The sequence below is a fragment of the Aeromonas sp. FDAARGOS 1415 genome (genome assembly GCF_019048365.1).
Taxonomy (GTDB): domain Bacteria; phylum Pseudomonadota; class Gammaproteobacteria; order Enterobacterales; family Aeromonadaceae; genus Aeromonas; species Aeromonas taiwanensis.
In genome coordinates this window covers 1139261-1159781 of the sequence record NZ_CP077363.1, presented here as the reverse complement: position 1 = coordinate 1159781, position 20521 = coordinate 1139261, and the positions used below count along the sequence as shown (strand labels likewise).

20 protein-coding genes are annotated in these 20521 nt (G+C 64.4%); 9 read left to right on the top strand and 11 right to left on the bottom strand.

Annotated elements, in window-relative coordinates; all coding sequences use genetic code 11:
* Positions 1-213: 213 nt before the first annotated feature.
* Positions 214-882, top strand: coding sequence for a chromophore lyase CpcT/CpeT (locus I6L45_RS05595; RefSeq protein ID WP_216983649.1), 669 nt, complete (start codon positions 214-216; stop codon positions 880-882).
* Between the two features lie 65 nt (positions 883-947).
* On the opposite strand, the gene I6L45_RS05590 is transcribed toward I6L45_RS05595, so the two are convergent.
* From I6L45_RS05590 to I6L45_RS05565, 6 genes are all read right to left on the bottom strand, one after another.
* Entirely contained in the window at positions 948-1589 is a 642-nt protein-coding gene (locus I6L45_RS05590) for a LysE family translocator (RefSeq protein ID WP_216983648.1), read from the bottom strand.
* Between the two features lie 84 nt (positions 1590-1673).
* Positions 1674-2477: an AraC family transcriptional regulator gene (locus I6L45_RS05585; RefSeq protein WP_216983647.1), complete on the bottom strand. Its 804-nt coding sequence runs from the start codon at positions 2475-2477 to the stop codon at positions 1674-1676.
* A gap of 56 nt (positions 2478-2533) precedes the next feature.
* Positions 2534-3430, bottom strand: coding sequence for an EamA family transporter RarD (gene rarD / locus I6L45_RS05580; RefSeq protein WP_043763466.1), 897 nt, complete (start codon positions 3428-3430; stop codon positions 2534-2536).
* 122 nt (positions 3431-3552) lie between these two features.
* Complete coding sequence (locus tag I6L45_RS05575; protein WP_167332244.1) at positions 3553-3726, bottom strand: hypothetical protein; 174 nt, start codon at positions 3724-3726, stop codon at positions 3553-3555.
* A 124-nt stretch (positions 3727-3850) separates the two neighbouring features.
* Positions 3851-5347: an aldehyde dehydrogenase gene (locus tag I6L45_RS05570; protein WP_216983646.1), complete on the bottom strand. Its 1497-nt coding sequence runs from the start codon at positions 5345-5347 to the stop codon at positions 3851-3853.
* 244 nt (positions 5348-5591) lie between these two features.
* Positions 5592-6134, bottom strand: a complete 543-nt coding sequence (locus I6L45_RS05565; RefSeq protein WP_043763458.1) for a cupin domain-containing protein — start codon at positions 6132-6134, stop codon at positions 5592-5594.
* Positions 6135-6305: 171 nt separating this feature from the next.
* Here I6L45_RS05565 and I6L45_RS05560 point away from each other — a divergent pair, with 171 nt between their 5' ends.
* The 6 genes from I6L45_RS05560 to I6L45_RS05535 all read left to right on the top strand — a co-directional run bounded on the left by I6L45_RS05560 (position 6306) and on the right by I6L45_RS05535 (position 12810).
* Positions 6306-7634, top strand: coding sequence for an aspartate aminotransferase family protein (locus I6L45_RS05560; protein WP_134695907.1), 1329 nt, complete (start codon positions 6306-6308; stop codon positions 7632-7634).
* 99 nt (positions 7635-7733) lie between these two features.
* A complete protein-coding gene (locus I6L45_RS05555) occupies positions 7734-9230 on the top strand; it encodes a CoA-acylating methylmalonate-semialdehyde dehydrogenase (protein ID WP_216983645.1) in 1497 nt (498 codons plus the stop codon).
* Between the two features lie 82 nt (positions 9231-9312).
* Positions 9313-10041: a glutamine amidotransferase gene (locus I6L45_RS05550; RefSeq protein WP_043763453.1), complete on the top strand. Its 729-nt coding sequence runs from the start codon at positions 9313-9315 to the stop codon at positions 10039-10041.
* Between the two features lie 154 nt (positions 10042-10195).
* On the top strand, positions 10196-11167 hold the full coding sequence (locus I6L45_RS05545) for a LysR substrate-binding domain-containing protein (RefSeq protein ID WP_043763451.1): 972 nt from the start codon (positions 10196-10198) through the stop codon (positions 11165-11167).
* 64 nt (positions 11168-11231) lie between these two features.
* Entirely contained in the window at positions 11232-12071 is an 840-nt protein-coding gene (locus I6L45_RS05540) for a PfkB family carbohydrate kinase (protein ID WP_043763449.1), read from the top strand.
* A 286-nt stretch (positions 12072-12357) separates the two neighbouring features.
* Positions 12358-12810 carry an Rrf2 family transcriptional regulator gene (locus I6L45_RS05535; protein WP_005326180.1) on the top strand — a complete coding sequence of 151 codons (453 nt, stop codon included), beginning with the start codon at positions 12358-12360 and terminating at the stop codon, positions 12808-12810.
* Between the two features lie 71 nt (positions 12811-12881).
* On the opposite strand, the gene I6L45_RS05530 is transcribed toward I6L45_RS05535, so the two are convergent.
* Complete coding sequence (locus tag I6L45_RS05530; RefSeq protein WP_182935653.1) at positions 12882-13394, bottom strand: ferredoxin-type protein NapF; 513 nt, start codon at positions 13392-13394, stop codon at positions 12882-12884.
* A 136-nt stretch (positions 13395-13530) separates the two neighbouring features.
* Between I6L45_RS05530 and I6L45_RS05525 the strand changes: the two genes are divergently transcribed.
* Both I6L45_RS05525 and rmuC read left to right on the top strand, forming a co-directional pair.
* Positions 13531-13746 (top strand): hypothetical protein, encoded by a 216-nt coding sequence (locus I6L45_RS05525; RefSeq protein ID WP_043763441.1) that lies wholly within the window; start codon positions 13531-13533, stop codon positions 13744-13746.
* A gap of 67 nt (positions 13747-13813) precedes the next feature.
* Positions 13814-15145, top strand: a complete 1332-nt coding sequence (gene rmuC / locus I6L45_RS05520) for a DNA recombination protein RmuC (RefSeq protein ID WP_216983644.1) — start codon at positions 13814-13816, stop codon at positions 15143-15145.
* 84 nt (positions 15146-15229) lie between these two features.
* Here rmuC and I6L45_RS05515 read toward each other — a convergent pair whose 3' ends face one another.
* The 4 genes from I6L45_RS05515 to fmt form a co-directional block, all read right to left on the bottom strand.
* The gene (locus tag I6L45_RS05515) at positions 15230-16672 is read right to left on the bottom strand and encodes a TrkH family potassium uptake protein (protein WP_210549880.1); all 1443 of its coding nucleotides are present in this window, start codon (positions 16670-16672) and stop codon (positions 15230-15232) included.
* A 93-nt stretch (positions 16673-16765) separates the two neighbouring features.
* Positions 16766-18142 carry a Trk system potassium transporter TrkA gene (trkA, locus tag I6L45_RS05510; RefSeq protein WP_043763436.1) on the bottom strand — a complete coding sequence of 459 codons (1377 nt, stop codon included), beginning with the start codon at positions 18140-18142 and terminating at the stop codon, positions 16766-16768.
* A gap of 74 nt (positions 18143-18216) precedes the next feature.
* Entirely contained in the window at positions 18217-19509 is a 1293-nt protein-coding gene (gene rsmB / locus I6L45_RS05505; RefSeq protein WP_134695903.1) for a 16S rRNA (cytosine(967)-C(5))-methyltransferase RsmB, read from the bottom strand.
* Between the two features lie 60 nt (positions 19510-19569).
* On the bottom strand, positions 19570-20514 hold the full coding sequence (fmt, locus tag I6L45_RS05500) for a methionyl-tRNA formyltransferase (protein WP_216983643.1): 945 nt from the start codon (positions 20512-20514) through the stop codon (positions 19570-19572).
* Between the last annotated feature and the right edge of the window lie 7 nt (positions 20515-20521).

The window sequence follows — 20521 nt, the reverse complement described above, 5'->3', positions numbered from 1 at the left end:
CGGCCCCGGGACGGGGTCAAGGCAGCGGGAAAACGGCCACGGCAGAGGGGCGCCGGGAGGCGAAGGGGTCATGGGCGCGTCTGGTCCCCGCGACCGGTTTCTTCGCTAACAGAATGATTTTGCGATGGATTGGCGAGGAGTTGATCAAGTTAGCGGTTATTGTCACCGTTCGCTCATATAATCGCCGCCATGGACGCGACTCGGAAGGATTCGATGACACAGCTGATGGCGGCCCTGCTGGGGCTGTTTTACGCCGGCCTGATCTGGGCGGCGCCCGTTCCCTTCGTGGCCGTTCCGGCCAGTCTCTCCCCGACACAGGCCAGGATGGAGCCGTTGCTCTCCTGGTTCGCGGGGGAATTTTCCAGCCAGGAGCAGGCCGGTTATGACAAGCGCTTCACCAGCGCCGAGCTGCGGCTGGTGGAGATCTGGCCGGGGGAGGGCCCCTTTCGCTGGGTCTATGCGGAGCAGTTTCTGACCGAGCGGGCGCAGCGACCGTTTCGCCAGCGCATCTACCGTTTCTCCCCCTTGCCCGATGGCCGCATTCTGATGGCCGAGCTGACCATGCCGAGGGCCACCGACTTCGCCGGTGCCTGGCGCCGACCCGAATTGCTCGACTCCCTCACCCCCCAGCAACTCTCCCTGCGGGAGGGGTGCGAGATCTGGCTGACCCGGGAGCCGGGCGGGGAATACAGGGGGAGCAGCCGGGTCGGCCGCTGTGCCACCGACTTTGGCGGCGCCACCACCCTGGTGCAGTACCTCTGGATCGGGCCGGACAGCGTCAGGCTGCTGGATCGGGCCTATGACAACGGCGCCCGCCAGCGCTGGGGCAGCCCGGGGGAGGGGTACGTCTACCTGCGCAAGGGGACCCGGCGCGGGGAGTAGCGCCCGGGTTCTTCCCCAGGCGATCCTCGCTGGATGATGCCAGCGGATGGGGCCACCTCTGCTCTCTATACCACTCCCAGCCAGTGCGCCTGCAGGTCGAGCAGGATGGAGAGGCTGACCGCGCCGAACAAGAGGCCGGTGACCAGGTTGAGGGGGCGCTGGATGCGGCCGAGCAGGCGCTGGGCCCGGACGGTGGAGAGGCTCCAGGCCAGGGCGCCGAACCAGAGGAGGGAGATCAGGAACAGCTCCAGGATCAGCAGGCCCCGGGTCAGGCCATCCACCTGGGGCGTCACCATGGCGGCCAGCAGCCCCATGAAGAACAGCAGCGCCTTGGGGTTGAGCAGGTTGGTGGCCAGCCCCCGTCTCACCCCCTTGCGCCAGCCCGGTCGCTCGTTGCCCGCCTGCAGCACGGCATCCCCCGACCCCTGCCAGGCCGCCTTCAGCGCTCCCCAGCCGAGCCAGCCCAGATAGAGGGCGCCCACCACCTTCACCGCGAGAAAGAGCCAGGGTTGGCTCGCGATCAGCAGGCTGATGCCGGTCAGGCTCAGGGTGGCGTGCAGCAGGATGGCGAGGGCGATGCCCAGGGCCGCCCCGAGGGCGGTGGGCCTGTGCAGGCTGGTGCGCAGGATGAGCGCGAAATCCGGGCCAGGGCTCGCCAGGGCGACGAGGTGGACGAGACCCAGGGTCAGAAACAGGCTGGTGAACATAAAAGACCTCCGACAGCGGTATGGAGGTGACAGCATGGGGCAGGACGGGGGGCGCTGGATTGTAAAAGATTGCAGCGACGACGATCAGGCGGGCAGCATCTGCTGGCGGTACTCCGCCGGGGTGAGCCCGAAGGCCTGACGAAAACCGTGGTGGAAGTGGCTCTGATCGAAGAAGCCTACCGCGAGCGCCACCTCGCTGACCGGCAGGCCGCTGCCAAGCAGGCGCTTGCCCTGCTCGAGGCGCAGCCTCTTGAGCCAGGCGTAGGGTGTCATGCCGGTCTTCTTCTTGAACTGACGCAGGAAGGCGAAGCGATCCAGTCCAAACAGGGCGGCCAGGTCTTCCAGACTGTGGCGCTCGTCCAGCCGGGCCATCAGATGGTCGCGCAGGTATCTGAGTTGGGGATCCGCCAGGGCGTGGCGCTCGGGGGCGAGCCGGAAGAGCTCGCCGAGCAGGGCCAGCAGCTGGCTCTCCGCCAGCAGGCCGTCGGGGTTTGATTGATCCAGATACATGTGCAGACGGGCGAAGCCCTGATAGAGGTCGGGGCGACTCTGCAGCCCCTTGTCGAAGAAGGGCTCCGGGTGCTCCGGCAGCCAGCGGGCCAGCTGCTCCGGGGCGATGGCGAACACCCGCACCTCGTACCCTTCCGGCAACAGGCTCAGGCCGTCGTGCATCTCGTCCGGGTTGACGGTGGAGAGTTCGCCCCGCACCAGATTGTGGCTGCTGCCCTTATGGATGAACTTCTGGCCGCCCTGCTGCACCAGACCGATGTGGTAGTCCAGGTGCACGTGGCGGCCATAGCTGAACTCCCTGTGGTGGGAGTGGGAGAGTTCAACCCCCGGCAACAGCCGGGATTGCCAGTAGTGGATGCGGGATGGGGAGGTGCTCATCCCCTATAGATACCCCGAAAGCCGCCCCTTGGCTTGTAGATTATTGCGCCGGCGCTTCAGCCGGCCTCCTGGCGCCGCTTGCCGCTGCGCAGACCGTCCAGGCTGAACAGTACCAGAGCGCTCCAGATGCAGCCGAAGGTGATCATCTTGTCCAGCGCCAGCGCCTCGCCATACAGGGTCACCGCCAGGATGAACATCAGGCTGGGGCCTATGTACTGGAAGAAGCCCAGGGTGGAGAGCTTGAGCCGGGTGGCCGCCGCGGTGAAGCAGAGCAGGGGCGCCGTGGTGACGGCGCCGGCGGCGATGAGCAGCAGGTTCAGGTGCCAGTCATTCTGGGTGAGGTGGCTGGTGGGGCTGTCGGCGATGCCCCACAGATAGAAGGCGGCCGGCGGCAGCATGATCAGGGTCTCGATGAGCAGGCCGGTGAGGGCATCCAGCGCCAGCTTCTTGCGAATGAGGCCATAGATGGCGAAGCTCGAGGCCAGTACCAGGGCGATCCAGGGCAGGGAGCCGAATGCGATGAGCTGGACGGCGACACCGACAAAGGCGAGCCCCACCGCCCACCACTGCAGCCGACGCAGCTTCTCGCTCAGAAACACCATGCCGAGCAGCACGTTGAACAGGGGGTTGATGTAGTAGCCGAGGCTGGCATCCAGCATGTGGCCGTTGTTGATGGCCCAGATGAACAGCAGCCAGTTGCCGCCGACGGTGACCGAGGTAAAGGCCAGGGTGAGCAGTACCCTGGGCTGGCGCAGCACCGCCTGCACCTTGTGCCACTGGCGACCGAGCAGGACCAGCACCATCAGCAGGGCGCAGGACCAGATCATGCGGTGAGTCAGGATCTCGGCGGCCGGCACGGCGGACAGGGACTTGAAGTAGATGGGAGCCAGGCCCCAAAGGGTATAGGCGCCGAGGGCATAGAGGACGCCCTGGCGCTGAACGTGTTGTTGCATGTGGATAGCCTTCACTGGAGAGCGGATGTCGGGGAACATCGCAAAAAGTCAGTGTAGCGATCCTTTTGAGGGGAAAGAAGACAATAAATGGGTCCGATGGGGCTTTGGCAGCAGAAATGGGGTCAGCGGCCGCCCCCGCGGCGTATCTTCTCCACATCCAGCAGCAGCCACAGCATGAGCGCGATGGCGGAGATCCAGGGGCCCCAGGTCACATAGGCCTCGCCCTGTCCCAGGATGAAGAACAGCAGCGGCAACCCCACGACCAGAAACAGTACACTTCCCAGAAAGAACAGCATTTTTATCTTTAAATTTAATGGCTTGCTATTTGACGATTATATCGATTGGGCGCGGGGATAAAAGCGTAAAAACGAGAAAGGGGGATTTATCCCCCTTTCTCGTCGGCAAGCGTCATTTATGACGTTATTCGAGCTGGATCCAGGTGCTTTTCAGCTCGGTGTACTTCTCCAGCGCGTGCAGGGACTTGTCGCGGCCGTTGCCGGACTGCTTGAAGCCGCCGAACGGCATGGTCATGTCGCCCCCGTCCCAGTTGTTGACGAAGACGGTGCCGGCGCGCAGGGCGCGGGAGCCCTTGACCGCCTTGTTGAGATCCGCCGTCCAGATCGCCGCCGCCAGACCGTAGTCGGTGTCGTTGCCGAGCGCGATGGCCTCTTCCAGGGTGTCGAAGCCGGTCACCGCCAGCACGGGGCCGAAGATCTCCTCCCGGAAGATGCGCATCTCCGGGGTCACGTCGTCGAAGATGGTGGGCTCGATGTAGAAGCCGCCGCTCTCGGTCTGGGTGCGCTTGCCCCCCAGCAGCAGCTTGGCACCTTCCTGCTGGCCGATATTGATGTAGTTGAGCACCTGCTCCATCTGGACGCTGTCCACCATGGCGCCGATGCGGGTGGTGGGATCCAGGGGGTTGGCCGAGACCCACTCGCGGGCGTGGGCCAGCAGCCGCTCCATGAACTGCGGCTTGATGCTGTTTTGCACCAGCAGGCGGGAGGCGGCGGTGCACACTTCCCCCTGGTTGTAGAAGATGGCGCCCACGGCGCTTCTGGCGGCGGCATCCAGGTCCGGCGCGTCCGCCAGTACGACGTTGGGGCTCTTGCCGCCACACTCCATGAAGGCGCGCTTGAGGTTCGACTTCCCGGAGCACTGCACCAGGTGTTTGCCGATCTTGGTGGAGCCGGTGAAGGTGATGCAGTCCACGTCCATGTGCATGGCCAGCGCCTCGCCAACCGTGTGGCCGAAGCCGGGCAGCACGTTGAAGACACCGTCCGGAATGCCCGCCTCTTTCGCCAGACCCGCGATGCGCAGGGCGGTGAGGGGGGACTTCTCGGAAGGTTTCAGGATCACCGAGTTGCCGGTGGCGAGCGCCGGGCCCAGCTTCCAGCAGGCCATCACCAGCGGGAAGTTCCAGGGCACGATGGCGGCCACGACGCCGAGGGGCTCCCGGGTCACCAATGCCAGGGCGGCTTCCTCCACGGGGGCGACCTGATCGTAGATCTTGTCGATGGCCTCGGCGTTCCAGGCGATGCAGTTGGCGGCGGCGGGGGCGTCATACCCCATGGCGTCACCGATGGGCTTGCCCATGTCCAGGGACTCCAGCAACGCCAGCTCCACCAGATTGAGGCGCATCAGCTCGGCGAAACGCTGCAGGGTCAGCTTGCGCTGCTTGGGGGAGAGGCCGCACCAGCGCTTGTCGTTGAAGGCGGCGCGGGCCGCCTGGACAGCCAGCTCGGCATCGTCGGCGTCGCAGGAGGCGACCCGGGTCAGCAGCTGGCCGTTGGCCGGGTTGATGCAGTCGAAGGTGGCGCCATTGATGGCGTCCCGATAACTGCCGTCGATAAAGGCCTGCGAGGGCAGGGTCAGATGGGCGGCCTTGTGTTGCCACTGGGCCAGGGTCAGGTCACTCATGTTCACTCCTTGAACCGGTCTTAAGTCAGTTCCCGCGTATCAATATGCTAAACATCCTGCCGCTTGTAAATCCATCTTGTAACAATTCGTTAAACACTGCCCCCTGTCATCACCGCTGGCGACCGCTTCGGTCGCAGTGACGGAACGCGAGCATGGCTCCCGTCAATGGCGGTCTGGGCCCCGGTTTTAGCCGCGCCGTCAGGGAGTTGGCACTCCCCGGGTTAGCGGGCGCAGCAGGTTGTTCTTAGAAGCTGGCGGGGGTGTTGGCGGAGATGAGCACGCACTCCTGCTCCCCCACGTTGCGAAAGCGGTGCGGAGTGCGGCTGTCGAAGTAGTAGCCGTCCCCCGGCGTCAGCAGATAGACCTGCTCACCGACGGTCACCTCCACCTCGCCCCGGATGATGATGCCGCACTCTTCCCCTTCGTGGCTCAGCATGTCGTCGCCGGTGTCGGCGCCCGGGGGCAGGATCTCCTGCATCATGCCGATGGCTCGGTTGGCGCGGCTGTGGCCCACCAGGCGGTAGCTGATGGGGTGGGTGCCGAGATCCGGCATGTCGTCCGCACGGAAGATCACCTCGGAATCCATCTCCGTCTCGTCGGTGAAGAAGCTGGCCAGGGACATGGGGATGCCTTCCAGCACCTTGCGCAGGGAGGCCACGGAGGGGCTCACCTGATTCTTTTCGATCTGGGAGATAAAGCCGTTGGTCACACCGGAGCGTTTGGCCAGCTCGCGCTGGGAAAGGGCCGCCTTGGTGCGAACCGCCTTGAGGCGGTGACCGATATCCATCGATAGACACTCCTTGACTGTTTACTATTATTAAAATTGTGTTAAATATCTTATACCACCCCTGAGGGGTGACACCAAGCGGGGCGATAAAAGCCCTTTTTTATGGATTCAGGTGTTTAATTTAATAGGCAAGAGCCGGGTGTTACTAAACGCCTTAAGGATGAGGTGACCATGAAACCTGTCAGCGACATCAATACCCCCGACATGTCCGCCTTCTGGATGCCCTTTACCGCCAACCAGCAGTTCAAGGCGGCGCCGCGCATCCTGAAGTCGGCAGAAGGGATGTATTATCACTCAGAGGATGGCCGCAAGATACTGGATGGCACTGCGGGCCTCTGGTGTTGCAACGCGGGCCATGGTCGGCGCGAGATTGCCGAGGCGGTCTCCCAGCAGATCTCCCACCTCGATTTTGCCCCAACGTTCCAGATGGGTCACCCCCTGCCGTTCGAACTGGCCAACCAGCTGGTGGAAATCGCCCCCAAGGGCTTCGGCCATGTCTTCTATACCAACTCAGGTTCGGAGTCCGTGGACACGGCACTCAAGATCGCGCTGGCCTGGCAGCGAGCTCGTGGCCAGGGTACCCGCACCCGGCTGATTGGCCGCGAGCGAGGCTACCATGGTGTCGGCTTCGGTGGCATCTCTGTGGGCGGCATCCCCGGCAACCGCAAGTGGTTCGGCTCCCTGCTGACCGGGGTGGATCATCTGCCCCACACCCTCAACATCGCCAGGAATGCCTTCACCAAGGGGCTGCCGGAGGAAGATCTCAGCCTGGCTGACGAGCTGGAGAAGATCGTCTTCCTGCACGACGCCAGCAACATAGCGGCGGTGATCGTCGAGCCCATCGCCGGCAGCACGGGTGTCATCATGCCGCCCAAGGGCTACCTCAAACGGCTGCGGGAGATCTGTACCAAGCACGGCATCCTGCTCATCTTCGACGAGGTGATCACCGGTTTCGGTCGCCTCGGCTCTCCCTTCGCCGCCCAGGAGTTCGACGTCATCCCCGACATGATCACCTGTGCCAAGGGGCTCACCAACGGGGCCATCCCCATGGGCGCCGTGCTGGTACAGAACCACATCTATGACGACATGATGGCGGCGGGCAAGGGAGCCATCGAGCTGTTCCACGGCTACACCTACTCCGGCCATCCGGTGGCGGCCGCCGCGGGCCTCGCGACCCTCGAGATCTATCGCAAAGAGAACCTGCTGAGTCGCGCCGCCGATCTGGCGGGTTACTGGGAAGAGGCTGCCCACTCGCTGAAGGGCTGCAAGCACGTGAAGGACGTGCGCAACTACGGCCTGGTGGCGGGCATCGAACTGGAGCCCATGCCCGATGCGCCGGGCAAGCGCGCCTACGAGGTGTTCGTGCGCTGCTTCGAGAAGGGGGCGCTGATCCGGGTGACTGGCGACATCATCGCCCTGTCGCCACCCCTCATCATAGAGCGCAGCCAGATCGACGATCTCTTCACCCTGCTGCAGGACGCCCTGCAGGCCCAGGACTGACCCCTTTATCGCACTGGATGGTGCCCGCCCCGGGCGCCATCTCCCTGTGCCGCCCCCGACGCGGCGAGGGGAGGACGGATGACCCATCACGGAGGATTTATGAGTTACAGGATCGACAACTTCATCGACGGCGAGACGACCGAGAGTCGCAGCGAACGTTTCGGCGCCATCTTCAACCCGGCCACCGGTCAGCAGCAGGGCTCCGTCGTCCTCTCCACTGCCGCCGAGTGTGCCGAGGCGATCGCCAGTGCCGAACGTGCCTTTGCCGACTGGTCCCAGACCCCGCCCCTGGTGCGCGCCCGGGTGCTGTTCCGCTTCAAGGAGCTGATGGAGCAGCACAGGGACGAGCTGGCCCAGCTCATCAGCCGCGAGCACGGCAAGGTCTTCTCCGACGCCCAGGGTGAGCTGACCCGGGGCCTCGAGGTGGTGGAGTTTGCCTGCGGCATTCCCCATCTGCTCAAGGGGGAGCACTCCCTCAACGTGGGCCGCGGGGTGGACAGCCACTCCATGATGCAGCCGGTGGGGGTGTGCGCCGGCATCACGCCGTTCAACTTCCCTGCCATGGTGCCGCTCTGGATGTTCCCCGTGGCGCTGGCCTGCGGCAACACCTTCATCCTCAAGCCCTCCGAGAAGGATCCGTCCCTCTCTCTGCGCATGGCCGAGCTGCTCAAGCAGGCGGGTCTGCCGGACGGGGTGCTCAACGTGATCAACGGCGACAAGGAGGTGGTGGACGTGCTGCTCACCGACCCGCGGGTCGGAGCTGTCTCCTTCGTGGGCTCCACCCCCATCGCCCAGTACATCTATGCCACCGCCTCGGCTCACGGCAAGCGAGTGCAGGCCCTGGGCGGCGCCAAGAACCACATGGTGGTGATGCCGGATGCGGATCTCGATCAGGCGGTCTCCGCCCTGATGGGGGCGGCCTATGGCGCCGCCGGCGAGCGCTGCATGGCGATCTCGGTGGCCGTGGTGGTGGGGGACGAGACCGCCGACGCCCTGGTCGCGAAGCTGTCGCCCCTGGTGGCGGCCCTGCGGGTCGGGCCGGGCCTCGGCCAGAGTCCGGAGAACGAGATGGGGCCCCTCATCAGCCGCGAGCACCTGGCCAAGGTGCGCGGTTATGTGGATCAGGGGGTGGCCGAGGGGGCCGAGCTGGTGGTGGATGGCCGTGGGGTGAGTCACGGTGAGGGCTACTTTATCGGCGGCAGCCTGTTCGACCGGGTGGCGCCCGAGATGCGCATCTATCGGGAGGAGATCTTCGGCCCCGTGCTCGCCATCGTGCGGACACCGGACTACGAGACGGCGCTGCGCCTCATCAACGAACACGAGTACGGCAACGGCACCGCCATCTTTACTTGTGACGGGGACACCGCAAGGGACTTCACCACGCGGGTTCAGGTCGGTATGGTAGGGGTGAACGTTCCCATCCCGGTGCCCATGGCGTTTCACAGCTTCGGTGGCTGGAAGCGGTCCATCTTCGGGCCACTCAACATGCACGGGCCGGATGGGGTGCGCTTCTACACCCGGATGAAGACGGTGACTGCCCGCTGGCCCCAGAGTCTGCGCGCCGGCGCCGAGTTTTCCATGCCGACCATGAAATGATCAACATGCAGCAGCTAGCCCGGACATGGCCCGGCGGAAGGGATCCGCCGGCGTGCCCGCTATCCCTGTGAAGGAGTGACAGATGCGACTGGGTATTCTCGATTGTGACCGGCTGGACCCCGATTTGGTGGGGGATTTCGGCCCCGTTTACTCCGAGATGTTTATCAAGGGTTTCCGGGCGCTGGCGCCGGAACTGGAATTCCGGGTCTGGTCGGCGCTCGACGGCGAGCTGCCTGATGACCTGACCGAGTGCGATGCCTGGCTGATCACCGGCTCTCGCCACGACGCCTACAGCGACGTGCCCTGGATCCTGGCGCTGCGGGAGTGGATCCGCCGGGCCCACGATGCCAACGTCAAGCTGGCGGGGGTCTGCTTCGGCCACCAGGTGATCGCCCAGGCCCTGGGGGGCGAGGTGATGAAGTCCACCAAGGGGTGGGGGCTGGGTGTCTCGGTGCACGCCATGCAGGCGGTGAAACCCTGGATGGCGCCGGGGCTCGAGACCATCCGCATCCTGGCCAGCCACCAGGACCAGGTGGAGCAGCTGCCGCCGGGGGCGACCCTGCTGGCGGGCAATGACTTCTGCCCCAACTTCATGTTTTTGCAGGGGGACAACATAGTGGCCATTCAGGGCCACCCGGAGTTCTCGGTGGAATACAACCGTGCGCTGATCGAGCGGCGGCGGGACCGGCTGCCCGATGCACACTACCAGAGCAGCCTCTCCTCCCTGGAGGGGGAAGTGGACTCCGCCACCATGATGCAGTGGCTGCTGCAGTTCCTCGGCATCCTGCCGGTCGGGGTTGCCGCGCACTGAGCCGCCGTTTGTCATATCCGCCGCGCTGATGCTAGATTTTGTAGCAAAATGAAGGATCAAGCGGCGATATGCCCAGTTCGGATGATACACTGGCCGCCATTTTTGGCGGCCTTGTCCATCAAGGACAGCCGCGCCAGCCTGTGAGGGTGCAACCTTGAAACTACAGCAGTTGAAGTATCTGATCGCGGTGCGGGACCACAATCTCAACGTCTCCGTCGCTTCCGATGCGCTCTATACCAGCCAGCCTGGGGTGAGCAAGCAGATCGGCTTGCTGGAGAGCGAGCTGGGGGTGCGTATCTTCGAGCGTCGCGGCAAGCACCTGCACCGGATCACCCCGGTGGGGGAGGAGATCATCAAGTGTGCAGAGGCCATGCTCAACATCGAGAGCAAGATCAAGGCCATCTCCCGGGAGTATCTGGATCCGACCGTGGGCACCCTCAACATCCACACCACCCACACCATCGCCCGTTACCTGTTGCCGAAAAGCGTCACCTACTTCACCAAGAAGTACCCCAAGATCTCGTTCCACCTGCACCCCGTGATGTCTGCCACCAAGGAGCAGATCAGCAAGGGATATTCGGATTTTTCCATCGTGGCCCACGAGATAGGCTTCGACAAGGAGCTGATCGCGCTGCCCGCTTACCTCTGGACCCTCTCCCTGGTGGTGCCGCAGGATCACCCCCTGGCCAAGGTGAAGAAGCCGACCCTGGAGCAGCTCTGCCAGTACCCCATCCTCAGCTACGAGAGCGGTGCCACCGGGCGCCAGGTGCAGGACAAGGTGTTCCAGGCCGCCGGCCTCACCCCCACTTACTACATGACGGTGATGGATGCCGGTGTCATCAAGCGCTACGTGGAGTTGGGCTTTGGCATCGGCATCATCTCCTCTCTGGTTGCCAACGACCACGACGCCCCCGGCCTCGTGGCCATCAACCTGGAGCACCTGTTCGAGCCCTGCCCGGCCCAGATCTGCTTCAGCAAGAGCATTCTCTTGCAGAACTACATGTATGACTTCATCAGCTCCTTCTCCCCCCATCTCACCAAGGAGATGATCCAGAACGTGATGCAACAGCCGACCCAGGCGCGCATCGACGAACTGCTGGCCGGGGTGGAACTGCCCGTCTACTGAACGCTCTCCCGTTGTCTGTCCGGCACCCCGGGTGCCGGCGCCTGCCCGCCCTGTCGAGGTTCCCATGTCCCGCATTCTGCTGCTCGCCAATCTCAACTGTGATCACGTCCTCTCCCTGGCCGAGCCTCTGGTGGCGGGGGCGCGGTTGCAATACGTGGATCAGGGCCGCCGGCTCGGGGGCGGTGCCGCCAACACCGGCATCGGGCTGGTCTGGGCAGGGCACGAGGTGATCATCGCCTCCCGGATCGGGCTGGACGAGACCGGCGACTGGCTGCTGGAGCAGGCGGCCTCCTATGGCCTGGACTGCAGCCACGTGGAGCGCTTCGGCGGCGAGACGGGGGAGCTGCTGGTGCTGGTGGATTCCACCGGGGAGCGCACCATACTGCGCCGTCCCCGTCGCCCGGATCTGCCGGGGGATCTGCCGAGCGAGGGGGTGGATTGCCTCTATGTGAACTATCCCGGCACCGCCATCATCGGCTACATGCGCCAGATGCTCGGCAAGAGTTTCGTGGTGGCCCAGTACCCCAAGGGAGGGCAGGCGCGCCGCCCCTGCCATGTGCTGGTGGCCTCCCGCTCCGATCTCGGCGAGGTGAGCGACCCCTGGCAGCATGCCCGCCAACTCGCCGGCGAGCAGCTCGAATGGCTGGTGCTCACCGAGGGCAAGGCGGGGGCCGTGGCCATCCACGGTGAGGAGCAGGTGCGGGTGGCGGCGCGGCCCGTCTCCGTGGTGGACACCACGGGGGCGGGGGATGCTTTCGCCGGCGGCCTCATTCACGGGCTGGCGCGAGGCATGGCGATGGGGGATGCCCTGCAGTGCGCGGTGGACTGGGGCGCCTTCGCGGTCGCCTCAGAGAGTTCCATCCCCTCCCAGGCCCTGAAAAACTGGCTGAAACATCCTCACTGAGCCCCTCTTACGGCAGGCTGCCCGGGGTGACGGTAACCCTCCTCTCCCCGGCATGTTGACGCCGGAAACGGCCAAAACCCCGGGCCAAGGCGGCAAGTTTGCGATCAATCAAAGAAAGTGCCGATTTATGTACATCTTCATCGACACCCGTCCGGGCTGCTCTTAACCTTGTCACTCCACGACTCGGTCGAAGCGGCAACCCCGTGCGAAAGCATGTGCAGTCTCCCCTCTTTGGCCATCGGCTGTCGTCCTGATTTCTGGCTTGTAGTAAGAGGCAAGTGCGACCATGCAACTGACACGATTTACCGACTACGCCCTGCGTACCCTGACTTTCCTGGCGATCCAGCCCGGTGATCGCCTGTCGACCATCACGGAAGTGGCCGACACCTTCGCCATCTCCCGCAACCACGTGGTCAAGATAGTGCACCAGCTCGGCATCAAGGGTTACATCGAGACGGTGCGCGGCAAGCATGGGGGTATCCGGCTCGGTCGTTCCGCCGTCTCCATCAACCTGCGGGATGTGGTGATGGACATGGAACACGTGCTCTGCCCGGTGGACTGCAAGCGCGAGAACTGCCGCCTCTCCGGCGGCTGCCGCATCCAGGGCATTCTGCGCCGTGCCATGAACGCCTTCCTCGAGGTGCTGGGGGAGTACACCCTGGCCGATGCGGTGCGGGACCCGACCCGGCTCTGCCACCTGCTTGGCATTGAGCAGGACAATATCCTGACCATGGCCTGAGGGCGATGGCAGAACAAAGGGGCCTGATGGCCCCTTTTTGCTGTCTGCATAAATCTGGCTTGGAAATCGGTTCAGGGCTGGGGGACAAGCGTGATGGCGCCGTGCAGACAGGCAAGGCCGCAGGCACCGCAGCCATCGCAGGCCGCCATGTTGACGCTGACCCCGCCGTTGCTGACCTTGATCGCCTGCAGGGGGCAGGCATCCTCGCACAACAGGCAATAGAAGCCCTGACGGGCCTGACAGCTCGCCTCTATCCTGACCCGGGTCTGCACCTGGCGGCCGAGGCGCAGGTCCAGCGCCCCGGTGGGACAGGCTCTGGCACAGCTGCCGCAATAGCTGCACTGGCCGCAGGCGAGATCCAGCACCGGGGTGCCGGCGACGGGGCTGCCAGCGTACTCGGGCCGGTCGGCGGGCTTGAGCAGGCCGTTGGGGCAGGCCTGGAAGCACGCCCCGCAGCGCTTGCACAGGGTGAGGAACTGGGACTCTTCGATGGCCCAGGGCGGGCGCGCCTCATGGCAAACCACCTTGGGTCTGCGGGGGCCTCTCAATGCGTGTGCCAGCCAGCGACAGAAAAAATGAGTCATGCTCACCCCTATACCTATTAGGGGTTAATTTTATCCAGTTTTCACCGGGCAAGCCAGAGAATAGCTCGGGGCAGGATCGCAAGCCGGGTTGCCCTTGTGTAAGCTAGGCGGATCTTTTTGCGGGATGAATGAACTCATGTGGCTATTTCTGTGGCGTGCTTCTCTGCTCTATGTCTTCCCCCTGCTGATGTGGGCTTACTGCCATCTCAAGGGTATCGAGTTCAGCGAACTCGATACCGGGGTCAACAGCCACAAGTGGGTGGTGCTGGCGGCCTATCTGATCTACGTGCTGCTCTGGTTGCTGCTCAACCGCTACCTCGAACTCTTCCTGCGCCAGCGGGGGCGTCGATGATGCCCGGGATAGCCGCACTGGCGGCGCCACCTGTGCTCTCCCGTGCCCAGGCAGGGCGGGGTGACCGATGAGCCCGCTGCTGACCTGGTGGCCCGCCGTGCTGGCGGCCCTGCTCGCCCTGCTGCTTGGCTGGCTGGCGGGGCGCCGCAGTGCCCGGGAAGAGGCCCTGCGCCTCGAAGAGCGTCATCAGGTGCTGCAGGATCGCTGTGACGAGCTGCAGGACGACAAGATGCTGGTCCAGCAGAAGCTGGAGCAGCAGCAGACCCTCTTGCTCAAGCTCACCGCCCGTCTCAAGGATGCCGAAGCCACCCTGCGCAGCGAGCGCCTCGCCAGTGCCGAGAAGTTGCAGCTGCAGCAGCAGGCGGAGGTACGCCTCAGCCAGCAGTTCGAAAACCTTGCCAACCGTATCTTCGAGCAAAACTCAGGTAACTTCCGCGAACTCAATCAAAATAGCCTGGATCTGCTGCTAACCCCGCTCAAGGAGCAGATCGAGGGCTTCCGCCGCCAGGTGGGAGAGACCCACGCCCAGGAGACGGCCCAGCGCCACAACCTCAAGTTCGAGCTGGAGCGCCTCGCCGAGCTCAACGCCCGCATGACGGAAGAGGCGGCGGCCCTGACCCGCGCCCTCAAGGGGGACAGCAAGCAGCAGGGCAACTGGGGCGAGGTGGTGCTGGCCCGGATCCTCTCCGAGTGCGGCCTGCGGGAGGGCCACGAGTACCACACCCAGGTCAACATCGAGGTGGACAAGGGCAAGCGCTATCAGCCCGACGTCATCGTTCACCTGCCCCAGGACAAGGACATCATCATCGACGCCAAGGTGTCGCTGACCGCCTATGAGCGCTGGTACAACGCCGGCGATGAATTGGAGAAGGCGGTGGCGATCAAGGAGCACGTCGCCTCGGTGCGCAACCACATCCGCGAGCTGGGCCGCAAGGATTACCAGCAGCTGCCCGGGGTGCGTACCCTGGACTATGTGCTGATGTTCGTGGCGGTGGAGCCCGCCTTCCTCACCGCCCTGGAGGCGGATCCCTCTCTGGTGCGCTACGGGCTGGATCACAACATCCTGCTGGTAAGCCCCACCAACCTGATGGTGGCGCTGCGCACCATAGAGAATCTGTGGCGCTACGAGCGGCAGAACCAGAACTCGCGTCAGATCGCCGAACGGGCCGGCCGCCTCTACGAGAAGCTGAGGTTGTTCGTGGAGGAGATGCAGCAGATGGGGGGCAGTCTGCACAAGGCGCAGGAGAGCTACGACAAGGCGATGGGGCGGCTGGTCAACGGCCGCGGCAACCTGATCGCCCAGGCCGAGCGATTTCGCGAGCTGGGGGTGGAGGTCACCAAGCCCCTGCCGGAGTCCCTGGTCGACAGGGCGCTGGAGCGGGAGGAGTCGGCCGACTGAGGCGCTCGCTCACTTGGATGACGACAGCAGAAAGGGCAGCCAGTGGCTGCCCTTTCTGCGTCTGCGCTCCTGTGGGACGGCGGCTTACTGCTTCCAGAAGGAGGGGAAGAAGAGCACCGCCACGGTCAGGATCTCGAGTCGTCCCAGCAGCATGCCGAATGACAGTATCCACTTGGCGGAATCCGGCAGGCTCGCAAAGTTGGTACTGGGGCCGATGACCGGCCCCATGCCCGGGCCCACGTTGGCCACGGCGGTGATGGAGCCCGAGATGGCGGTCAGGGGATCCAGGCCGATGGCGGCCAGCAGGGCGGCGATCAGCAGGATGATGGCGAAGTAGACCAGCACGAAGGAGATCAGGGAGCGGATGATGGCGTCGTTCACCGGGCGGCCGTTGTACTTCTGCGGGAAGACGCCGGAGGGGTGCATCAACTGGCGCATCTGCTTCTTGAACAGGGCGAAGGCCACCTGTACCCGGAAGATCTTGAGGCCGCCGGAGGTGGAGCCGGAGCAGGCACCGAGCGCCAGCAGGATCATGAAGATGATGCTGGTGAGCGGCCCCCAGGTACCAAAATCACCGAGGCCGAAGCCGGTGGTGGTGAGCACGGAGACGATGTTGAAAGTGCTGATGCGCAGGGCGTCCATGAAGCCGTAAATATCTCTGACCCACAGATAGAAGGTCACCACCACGGTCACCCAGACGATCAGCCAGAAGAAGCCCTGTACCTGGGCATCCCGCAACAGGCTGTTGTCACGGCGGGAGAGGGCCTGTACGTAGAGCAGGAAGGGCAGGCCGCCAAGGAACATGAAGAGGGTGCCTATCCAGTGCGCCGCGTTGGAGAAGTGGGACATGGACTGATCCGAGGTGGAGTAGCCGCCGGTGCTGAGGGTGGTCATCGAGTGGTTGACCGCCTCGAACAGGGTCATGCCGCTCACCCAGTAGGCCAGGAAACAGAGCATGGAGAGCACCAGATAGACCAGCACTATGTTGTTGGCCACCGTCTTGGCGCGCGGGGCGCTCTTGTCGGACCAATCCGAGCTCTCGGTCTGGAACAGCTTCATGCCCCCCACGTTGAGGTAGGGCAACACCGCCACCGCCATCACGATGAAGCCGACCCCGCCCAGCCACTGCAGGATGGATCGCCACAAGAGGATGCTGTGGGCCATGTTGTCCAGCCCGGAAAGCACGGTGGAGCCCGTAGTGGTCACCCCCGACATGGTTTCGAAGTAGGCGTCGGCAAACCCGATGTGGGTGATGAAGACGAACGGCAGGGCGCCGAAGACGCAGGCCACCACCCAGACCGAGGTGGTGAGCAGGAACATCTCCCGCACCCCGAGGTGGAACTCCTCCTTGCGCCCGTAGTGCAGGCAGAGCAGGGCGGCGCCGTGGGTGATGAGCACCGACTTGAGAAATTCGACGAAGCCTTCCGAGCCGGTCAGTAGGGCCAGCAGGGTGGGCAGCCACATGAAGAGGGCCAGCTTGGAGAGCACCAGCCCGAGGGTGAAGACGATGGGACGCAGCTTGATCATGCAAGATAACCTGGTCGTTGATTAAAAAAAGACCCGGACCTTGCCTGCGGGAAGGTGCCGGGTCTGGATGCCGTTGCCTGGTACATGGCCGGCTTACAGGAAGAAGGGACTGGGTTGGAACAGGCGTTCCACTTCCGGGATGTACTTCTTGTCCACCAGGAACATGACCACATGGTCATCCTGCTGAATTTTGGTGCGATCGTGCGCGATCAGCACCTCGTCCCCCCGGACCACTGCGCCTATGGTGGTGCCGGGCGGCAGCTTGAGCTCGCCCACCGTTTTGCCCACCACCTTGGAGGTGTTCTCGTCCCCGTGGGCGATGGCCTCGATGGCTTCGGCCGCACCGCGGCGCAGGCTGTAGACGTTGGCGATGTCGGCCCGGCGCACATGGGTCAGCAGGGCCGAGATGGTGGCCTGCTGGGGGGAGATGGCGATGTCGATGGAGCCACCCTGCACCAGATCCACATAGGCGCCACGCTGGATCAGCACCATTGTCTTCTTGGCACCCATCTTCTTGGCGAGCAGGGCCGACATGATGTTGGCCTCATCCTCGTTGGTAACCGCGATGAAGACGTCGATCTGATCGATGTGCTCCTCCGCCAGCAGCTCCTGATCCGCCGCATCACCACAGAAGACGATGGTATGCTCCAGATTCTCGGATAGCTGCTCTGCCCGCTTCTGGTTGCGCTCGATGAGCTTGACGCTGTAGCGCTTCTCCAGCTGGCGGGCGAGGCCGGCGCCAATGTTGCCGCCCCCGACGATCATGATGCGCCGATAGGGACTCTCGAGGCGTTGCAGCTCCGACATCACGGCGCGGATGTGGCCCGCCGCCGCCACGAAGAAGACCTCGTCGTCCGCCTCTATGATGGTGGTGCCCTGAGGACGGATGGAACGACCCTGGCGGAAGATGGCGGCGACCCGGGTCTCGATGTTGGGCATGTGATCCCGCAAAGTGGAGAGCGCATTGCCCACCAGGGGGCCGCCGTAGTAGGCCTTGACCGCCACCAGACCCACCTTGCCGCCGGCGAAGTCGACCACCTGCAGGGCACCGGGATACTCGATGAGACGGCGCACATAGTCCGTCACCAGCTGCTCGGGGGCGATCAGGTGATCCACGGGCACGGATTCCGGCAGGAACAGGCGATCCCGCTCCACCAGGTAGGCCGGGGAGCGAATGCGCGCTACCTTGTTCGGGGTGTTGAACAGGGAGTAGGCCACCTGGCAGGCGACCATGTTGGTCTCGTCACTGTTGGTGACCGCGACCAGCATGTCTGCATCCTGGGCACCCGCCTCGCGCAGCACCCTGGGGTGGGCGCCGTGGCCATTCACCACCCGCAGATCGAACTTGTCCTGCAACTCCCGCAAGCGATCACTGTCGGTGTCGACGATGGTGATGTCGTTGTTCTCGCCGGCGAGGTTCTCGGCCAGGGTGCCACCTACCTGACCTGCGCCCAGAATGATGATCTTCATATGGACATCGTACTCAAGGTTGTTGCTTCGAAATGAGGCGGCCCGTCACCGGGCCTGCCATCCGCCTGTTCGGTCTACAGCTTGATGAGCTTGGCATAGTAGAAGCCATCCATCTCCGCCTCACCGGGCAGGAACTGGCGGCCAGGACTGGCCGGGGTGTCCGCTGCATGCAGTGGCACCAGGCGGGCATCCGGGGTATCGGCCAGGAAGGCGCGGATCTGCTCCCGGTTCTCTTCCGGCAGCACGGAACAGGTGGCGTAGAGCAGGGTGCCACCGCTTTTCAGCTTGCCCCAGAGCGCGTTCAGGATGCGGCGCTGCAGTTCGGCCAGTTCACGGATGTCCTGGTCCCGGCGCAGCCACTTGATGTCAGGGTGGCGACGGATGACGCCGGTGGCGGAGCAGGGGGCATCCAGCAGGATGCGGTCGAACTGCCCCTGTGGCCACCACAGATCCGGCGTGCTGGCATCCCCGTGGATCACCTGGGCATGGAGGCCGATGCGATCCAGGTTTTCCTGCACCCGCTTGAGGCGTTGCTCGTCGGCATCCACCGCGACGACGCCAGCCAGCTTGGGTTGGCGCTCTAGCAGGTGGGCCGTCTTGCCACCGGGGGCGGCGCAGGCATCCAGTACCCACTCGCCCGGTTGCGGGTCGAGCAGGCGGGCGGCCTGTTGGGCGGCGCCGTCCTGCACGGAGCAGTCACCCTGCTCGAAGCCGGGCAGTTTGGTCACGTCGCAGGGGCGTTCCAGCAGGATGCAGTCTTCCCCCTCTTCACCGGCAGAGGCCGGGATACCCGCCTCACTCATGCGGGCCAGCATGGCCTCGCGGCTCTGGCGCTGGCCGTTGTTGCGGATCCACATGGGGGGACGCTGGTTGTTGGCCTCCATGATGAACTCCCAGTCGTCTGGATAGGCCTGACGCAACCGCTTGGTGAGCCACTCCGGGTGGCCGAGGCGGATGCTGGGCACGCGGTCGATGCGCAGCAGTATGACTTCGGCGCTGCGCTGGAAGTTGCGCAGCACCCCGTTGATGAGGCCGCGCAGGGAGGTGCCCTTGAGCAGCTTGACGGCGTTGACGGTCTCGGCCACTGCGGCGTGAGCCGGGATGCGGGTGTAGATGAGCTGATAGAGACCGACCAGGATCAGGTAGTGGAAGATGCGGCTCTTGTTCTTGAGTGGCTTGTCCATCATCTCGCCGACAGCGGCATCGAGACGGGGCAGCCAGCGCAGGGTACCGTAGCAGAGTTCTTGCAGGAGGGCGCGATCGCGGGGCGCGACTTTCTCCTGGGCAGCAGGCAGAACGGCGGAGAGGGATTGGCCCTGATCCAGCACCTGTTGAATGACGAGAGCAGCCTGTGCGCGTGTTTTCATAGCGTTACCTTAGATGCACAAGTCGGGGCATGAGCCCCGCCTGTGTCAATTCAATCCAGATCAAAGCAGTTGCGTGCCGGCTTCAAACCAGTCGCGGCGAGAGTTGAGCAGATCCGTGACGGACATGGCCTTCTTGCCGGGGGGCTGCAGGGTCAGCAGGCGCAGCACACCCTTGCCGGTGGCCACGTCAATCCCCTGCCTGTCGGCCTTGAGCAGGGTGCCGGCCGCCTGGCCGTGCTCCTGTGCGACGACCTCGGCCTGCCACACCTTGACGGTCTGGCCGGCGACCTCGAACCAGCTGATGGGCCAGGGGTTGAAGGCGCGGATGCAGCGCTCGATGGCGGTAGCCTCCATGGACCAGTCGATGCGCGCCTCTTCCTTGGAGAGCTTCTCGGCGTAGTTGGCCAGGGTGTCGTCCTGCGGCTCGGCGGCGGTGTTGCCGGCGGCCATGGCATTGAGGGTGTCGACCAGTGCCTGCGGGCCCAGACCGGCCAGCTTGTCATAGAGGCTGGCTGAGGTTTCGTCGGCCGCAATGGGGCAGGTCACCTTGCGGATCATGGCGCCGGTGTCCAGTCCCACGTCCATCTGCATGATGGTGACGCCGGTTTCGGCATCGCCCGCCCAGATGGAGCGCTGGATGGGGGCCGCGCCGCGCCAGCGCGGCAGCAGGGAGCCGTGCACGTTGATGCAGCCCAGACGCGGGGTGTCGAGCACCACCTTGGGCAGGATCAGGCCGTAGGCCACCACGACCATCAGATCTGCGCCCAGTGACGCCAGTTCAGCCTGTGCCTCTTCGTTGCGCAGGGAGGCGGGCTGATAGACCGGCAGTTCGTGGGCCAGCGCAAGCTCCTTGACCGGGCTGGCGGTGAGCTTCTGGCCACGGCCGGCGGGCTTGTCGGGCTGGGTGTAAACGGCGACGACCTCGTGGTCGGAAGACAACAACGCCGCCAGGTGACGGGCGGCGAAGTCGGGGGTACCGGCAAAAATCAGTTTCAGCTTGTTCAATGGGGCA